8 protein-coding genes and 1 pseudogene are annotated in these 6,241 nt (G+C 50.3%); 5 read left to right on the top strand and 4 right to left on the bottom strand.

What is annotated here, in order from left to right:
* Positions 1–325: IS3 family transposase (locus FEV53_RS19275; protein WP_185962339.1), on the bottom strand; the 325-nt coding region annotated here is incomplete at its 3' end.
* Positions 326–422: 97 nt separating this feature from the next.
* Positions 423–752 carry a transposase gene (locus FEV53_RS19270; RefSeq protein ID WP_246100938.1) on the bottom strand — a complete coding sequence of 110 codons (330 nt, stop codon included), beginning with the start codon at positions 750–752 and terminating at the stop codon, positions 423–425.
* 175 nt (positions 753–927) lie between these two features.
* On the opposite strand from FEV53_RS19270, the gene FEV53_RS19265 reads away from it, so the two are divergent.
* From FEV53_RS19265 to FEV53_RS19245, 5 genes are read left to right on the top strand one after another with little or no spacing between them, the layout of a single operon-like run.
* Positions 928–1,254: a hypothetical protein gene (locus FEV53_RS19265; protein ID WP_142836301.1), complete on the top strand. Its 327-nt coding sequence runs from the start codon at positions 928–930 to the stop codon at positions 1,252–1,254.
* Complete coding sequence (locus tag FEV53_RS19260) at positions 1,169–2,359, top strand: radical SAM protein (protein WP_221931686.1); 1,191 nt, start codon at positions 1,169–1,171, stop codon at positions 2,357–2,359. Before FEV53_RS19265 ends, FEV53_RS19260 begins: the two co-directional genes overlap by 86 nt.
* The gene (locus FEV53_RS19255; RefSeq protein ID WP_142836299.1) at positions 2,356–4,248 is read left to right on the top strand and encodes a RiPP maturation radical SAM C-methyltransferase; all 1,893 of its coding nucleotides are present in this window, start codon (positions 2,356–2,358) and stop codon (positions 4,246–4,248) included. Before FEV53_RS19260 ends, FEV53_RS19255 begins: the two co-directional genes overlap by 4 nt.
* Entirely contained in the window at positions 4,214–4,465 is a 252-nt protein-coding gene (locus FEV53_RS21330; RefSeq protein ID WP_221931685.1) for a hypothetical protein, read from the top strand. Before FEV53_RS19255 ends, FEV53_RS21330 begins: the two co-directional genes overlap by 35 nt.
* A gap of 41 nt (positions 4,466–4,506) precedes the next feature.
* Positions 4,507–5,730, top strand: a complete 1,224-nt coding sequence (locus FEV53_RS19245; protein WP_221931684.1) for a S8 family peptidase — start codon at positions 4,507–4,509, stop codon at positions 5,728–5,730.
* 28 nt (positions 5,731–5,758) lie between these two features.
* Here the strand turns inward: FEV53_RS19245 and FEV53_RS19240 are convergent.
* Together FEV53_RS19240 and FEV53_RS19235 are read right to left on the bottom strand one after the other, a co-directional pair.
* A pseudogene (locus FEV53_RS19240) lies at positions 5,759–5,872 on the bottom strand (transposase domain-containing protein); the annotation flags it as partial.
* Positions 5,873–5,906: 34 nt separating this feature from the next.
* The coding region (locus tag FEV53_RS19235; RefSeq protein ID WP_142836296.1) for an integrase core domain-containing protein at positions 5,907–6,241 on the bottom strand (335 nt) is incomplete at its 5' end.

Genomic DNA, 6,241 nt, shown 5'->3' with positions numbered 1-6,241 from the left:
TGCTGTTTGTGGTGACCGGCTTGCGCGGCTTGCGTTGGCCGGCTGAGATCCTGTTTCCCCGCATTATTTTGGCCACGCGCCGCTCTGAGACGCGCTCGCCATCAGCGCCCAGATCCCGGTGAATGCGTTTGGAGCCGTAGCGGTATTTGCTTGCTTTAAAGAAGTGCCTGATCCGCTCCAGCAACGCCACGTCTTGTGCCGCACGCCGCGCTTCCCGGCCTTGACGGGCCGCCAAGCTCGCGTCGTGACCATAAAACCAACTGCGTGACAGGCGGACCAGCCGGCAGAGTGTCGAAACCCCGTTCTCCCGCTTACGCGGCCCCACTGGGGCCACGGTCAGTCGAACTGAGCTTTGTGGGCAGTGATGAAGGCGTGCTTGTTCATCGTTCGGGCAGTCGCTCGGACCAGTGGCGCTCATGCCCTCACTTCACCGCCCTTGCTGCGAAAAAAGCGTTCGCGGGCGCACTCGGACCGGTGGCGTTCGCCTGCTCACCTATCTGCAGGATCTCGTTTTCCTCCGCGAGACGCTTGTTCTCTTTGCGAAACCGTTCCAGCTCAGCGGCGTCCGCCTTCTGGCGACGTTTGGCCTCCATCGAGCCGAACGCCTCAATCTCCAGCCGCCAGGTTTTTAACTGCGTGCCGGTGATCCCCAGCTCTTTCGCGACGCTGCCCTGCGTCGCGCCCGGCTCATAAAGCCGTTCAACCGCTGCAGCTTTGAATTCGTCCGTGTACTTCTGTCGATGTCGTCCCATGTCGTGCTCCTCTCATGGACAGGGGTAAATTACCCCGCTGTCCGGAGACAGGGACGAAGCTCAAGCCATTGACGGGGAAAACGCTGGCGAAGGGGTGATCGTGAAGCGCTACACGCTCGCAATGCAAGAACCTTGACACATCGCAACTGACCGCCGCAAGCTGACATCGTTCGAAATGAAGAAGACAAAAGTCTGCGGCATCCAGCGCGGCTTAGCATTCCGGAAAGGTAGATTGAAAATGGATATTACGATTAATGCCCCAGCTGAAAAAATTGCTGAGCTTGAAGAACGAATGAAATCAGATGGAGATTTTCTCAAAGAGATTGCAGACGATCCAAGTGCCGCACTGGCTCCATATGGAATCGAGATGGATGAAGAAACCGAAGCTGCCGTAAAAGCTCACTTTGAGAGCATTGTTGCGCCAGGCCCTGGAGCTTCTCCAGTTTCCGTTGCTGTTGCAGTCGGGTTGGCTGTCGCCTTGGCCATTCCACACCAACAGTAACGTTGTGCAAACAAGTTCTGACGGCTTAGAAAGACAACAGGCTCCCAGCTTTGACGGCGATGTCGGCAAGAGCAACATTGTCACGCCAGTCTATCTAGCAATTCATTTGACTTATAAGTGTCCAGCTAGCTGCAGTCATTGCTGTTTCTCTTCGGGACCCGATGTCAATGATACAATCGACGTCAGTACAGCCTCACGAGCTATTGATGAGGCTTCTCTCATCAAAAGTATAAAAATGGTGGGCTTTACTGGAGGGGAGCCGCTTCTGTACCCGAGAGAGCTTCGAGTTCTGATATCACAGGCAAAAGAATACGGCTTTCAGACACGCATTGTGACAAGTGCCGCTTGGGCAAAGAACAAGAGAAAAGCCAATCAGATTCTTTCTTCCCTAAAGGAGGCCGGGCTAGACGAAATCTCACTTTCATATGATGATGCACATGCTGAATTTATCAGCGAAGAAAGTATAGTCAACTGCGTTCGATCAGCTGTCGATAACGGTATTCCGATTGCATTAAACGTCTGTGTTGATGAATCTACTGAGATCTCTGGACAGTCCCTGCGAGCCCTTTTTTTGAATGAGTCCATTGATATCTCAGCGGTGTATATTCAAGAAACTCTTATAAACACCACAGGTCGCGCGCGAGAAATAGACTTGGATAGGACGTCCGATCCTAGACGGCTAGTTGGTCCCTGCGATCATGTTCTTCGTGGCCCAACAGTCAACCCATTTGGAAGAATTCTCCCATGTTGCGGTACGATACCGTTCTATCAAGGTCTGCAGATTGGCGATATGAGAAACTCAACAGTTGTGGAGTCGATCAGCGCAGCGTTTGAAGACCCCATAATTAACTGGATTGCATTCGAAGGTCCCGCGGCCATCGTGGAATGTGCATCGAAAAACACATCTAATCCGCAGATGGCAAAAGATTTCGATAGTAATTGTGAAGCTTGTGCAGCCCTCTTTTCGAGACCAGAAGTGTTAGACAATGCTCGACGGATTGCACAACAAGATAAGAAGAAATCTCTAGCGACTCAGAGACTGATCTACCAGTTGGCTGGCACATATAGGGCTCCGGAGATTTCTTCGAGTATCGATGAAGAATGAAAAAAGATGTAGCTCTTGTTGTTCCACCCGTTTTAACCGTAGTAAGACCGCTAATTGGTCCAAGCATACTTGCTGCCCAGTTGAAGCAGCGGGGCATTTCCTGCTCGGTACATTATTCGAACATTGAGTATGCCGAAGAGATTGGTGTTGAACAAAATGAGTGGCTTTCAAACTTCTCAAGTACAAACTGGTTACTTTCGGAGTGGATTTTCTCTCATGCAGCCTTCCCTGCTCATCACAATGGTGATCCAGAAAAGTACTTTCTTACTGTTTTTGGAGAAGATTATCCAGCAGAGATGTTCGATAGAGTATGTCAACTAGCGCACGGCACAAGTAGTTTCGCATCGCGTCAAGCTAAGAAAATTCTAGATTCCGGTCCTCAGGTTGTTGGGTTCTCAACGTCTTTTGAGCAAACGGCAGCCTCACTAGCGATAGCTGAGGAAGTTAAGAAGTTGGCTCCCGAGACCGTCATAGTCTTTGGAGGGTCCAACTGCATGGGGGAGATGGCACGTGGTCTGACTAGCGCGTTTGACGTAATCGATTATGCGTTCAACGGCGAGTCGGATGTCGCATTTCCAAACCTTTGTCAGGAAATTCTAGATGGTGAACGGCCCACTGAGGCCGTTGTTCGACCCAAGAAAATCATGTGTTTGGATGATTTGCCCATACCAGAATATAGTGACTATTTTGACGCCATCGCACAAACGGAGTTCCGAGACGATGTAGAGCTGGCGTTGGCGCTCGAAAGTTCTCGCGGGTGTTGGTGGGGCCAGAAGAACCATTGTACATTCTGTGGTCTGAATGCCGCTGGCATGACTTTTCGATCTAAGAGCGCGCCTAGGCTCATCTCGGAGATAGAAGAGCTATCGTCAAAGTGGCAGGTGAACAACTTTGCTACCACAGACAATATAATGGACTTTGCTCATATCGATACCGTTTTTCGGAAACTAAAGCGAGGAGATCGCAGGTTCAGGTTCTTTTATGAGATAAAGTCGAACTTGAAGGACGAGCAGATTGAAATTCTGGCGCAAGCTGGAGTCGATACTATCCAGCCCGGAATAGAGTCGTTGTCAGATAACACTCTCAAGATCATGAAGAAGGGGGTAACGGCTCTTCAAAACATCTTTCTTTTGAAAAGATGTAAAGAGCTAAACATACATCCTATTTGGAATATACTTGCTGGCTTTCCTGGGGAGACGGTTTCTTCTTATAGAGAGACGATAGAACTAATACCAAAAATAGCGCACCTTCATCCGCCGCGAAATGTAGCTCAACTGCGGCTAGACCGTTTCAGCCCGAACTATGAGCAATCTGAGTTGATCGGATTTTCTGACGTGCGGCCATTGCCTGCATACAAATTCGTATTTCCTCTGTCTGAGAAAGAAATTCGAGACATCGCTTACTTCTTTGAGGGTACGTGTAAGGGGGCCATCGATGATAACATAAAGAGGGAACTTCAGACACTTGCGACAAGCTGGCAGGATCGACACTTCCGAGGTGGGGGTGCACCTTTGCTTTCAGCAGTGACAATCGCTGGGGCAGTAATGGTGAAGGACACTAGAGTTGCTACATCGGAATCCTTGGATACATACATGGGTGTCGAGGCGATGCTCATTCATGCTTTTAGGAACGTTAAGCCAACCGCTAGCGTGTTGCATGAGGTGGCTGAGGAAGTGGGTAGTGAAGTCGATGCCGTTGAAGAGTCGCTCGCAAAACTTGTGAAAAGAGGCCTAGTTGTAACGATAGGCCGCGCTTCACTTACTTTAGTCTGTTTTCCGAGCCAGCATGCTGTGCAACAGCCAAAGGAGAGACTATTTCCTGGCGGCGAACTGAAAAGGTCAATCGGCGATGCGTTTGCTTGTAAGGGTCGTTCTGGAGCCATGGGCTAAGCCCAGCGGGTTAGAAAATGTTCTTAGAAAGAACCTTTCGGAGGTCTATGATAGATCATTTGGCATACAGCCAGTTAATCCACGTAAAGGCGTTGTGAGTTTTAGATCACTCGATATTGTGGACCCAAGCCAACTTAGAAAAATAGATGAAATTGCGGATTTTGAGATATTCTACGATGAGAGAATAGAAGACGCCGAAGGTGGTGAGGTTGAATAATGGAGACTAGGGTATTTGTTGAACTCAATCGAGGAAACAATTTGATCGCTCTATCAGAGGCAGATCAAATTATAGGCCCAGCAATGATGAGGGATTCGCTTGGCGGAGGTGTTGGAGCTTCACCCGTTGGAGGTTCTCCAAACAACACTACCTTATTTTCCAATAAGGTATTCAGGGAAGCTAGACAGATTCTATCGACTCAGGTGCAAAGCGAAGACATTGGTAGTTTGATTGAAGACAGCAATATTGCAGCCATCTGGGAAGACCCACCGTTGCAACCCGCGCACTTGGAGATCGCATCTACGTCAAGTTTTGATCCCACCGTCGCTATCGGAACGAGTGCCGATGTAATTTCGCTGCTCAAGTGTCATGAGTTTTGGGATGACGGAATCAAAGGTGATAATGTCGCAATAGCAATCTGTGATTCAGGTGTAGATAAAGACCAGTTTCCAGTAATCGACGGGTGGGCGCCGGACGGAACGACGCCTTGGGGCGAGCAAGCAGATAGTCCCGGCGGCTGGCATGGTAGCATGGTTGCTAATGCAGCGCTTCTCGCGGCACCGAATGCCAAGATTCTAGACGTGGGCGTTCTGAAATACTCAAACCTTGATCGTGGGGCTTGGCTGTCGGATGCGCTCAAGGGGATGAACTGGATTAGCAACTGGATGGAAGCCAATCCAGGCTACAGAGTTATAGTTAATAATAGCTGGTCGACGTATCGCCGTTTGCCATCAGATTTGGACGCAAATGTTCGCACTTACGCAGATTCAAGATTGCATCCTTTTAACGAAAGACTTGAGGTGATCGTTGGTGATGGTACGCCGATACTGTTTGCAGCGGGTAATTGTGGGAGCCCTGATCCGGATTTGAGATGCGGCTCGGGCGATACTGGTCCAGATGTCAGTGTTTGGGGCGCGGCCAGTCTTGATAGTGTGCTGAGTGTTGCTGCCATTGATGTCAATGGTAATCGTCTTCCATATTCGTCCCAAGGGCGTGGATCAATTGATCCGGAGAAACCTGACTTCTCGTGCTACTCGCAGTTCAAGGGATACATGCCGAGTGTGGACCCTGGGACTTCCACTGCTTCGCCGGTTCTGGCAGGTTGCGTTGCTCTCCTGTTATCAGCGTTTCCTGACCTGAAGCCAGATGTGATCTTTAACATATTGAAGGCCTCGTGTGGAGCCGCTCCAAATTGGTCGTCAGATTTTGGGTATGGGACGCCGGGTTCAATCAGCCTTCGAACAGTATTGAATTCAGTCAACTAGTATGTGCGTTTCTTTGTAACCGCCCGGTTTAGGCCGCCTTTCGCTGCTCGGGCGCTGCTGGTGTCCAGTTCCATGGAAGCAACTCGTCGAGCCGGTTGATTTTGTGATCGTGGATACGGCTGAGGATATCTGTCAGGTAGGCTGATCAGCCCCACTTGAGTGGTCCAATTTGATTGTTAGTGCATGACGGGCCTCCGGTCCATCGTGATGAAGGTTTCCGGGGCCGGTGGGCGGTAGCCTAATGCGCTGTGTGGTCGTTTCGTGTTGTAGTGTTTCCTCCATTGTTCGATCAGGATCTGCGCCTCGCGCAGGCTGTAGAAGGTTTCGCCATTCAGGAACTCGTCGCGGAAACGGGCGTTGAAGCTTTCGCAGTATCCGTTCTCCCAAGGCGATCCAGGTTCGATGTAAGCCGTTTTCGCGCCGACAGCTTTGATCCAGTCCTGTACGGCTTGAGCAACGAACTCCGGGCCATTGTCAGACCGAATGAACGAAGGCACGCCGCGCAGGATGA

The organism is Palleronia caenipelagi, assembly GCF_007004065.1.
Lineage (GTDB): Bacteria > Pseudomonadota > Alphaproteobacteria > Rhodobacterales > Rhodobacteraceae > Palleronia > Palleronia caenipelagi.
Note: the sequence above shows the minus strand (reverse complement) of the source record. Positions and strands in the feature narration are given on the sequence as shown.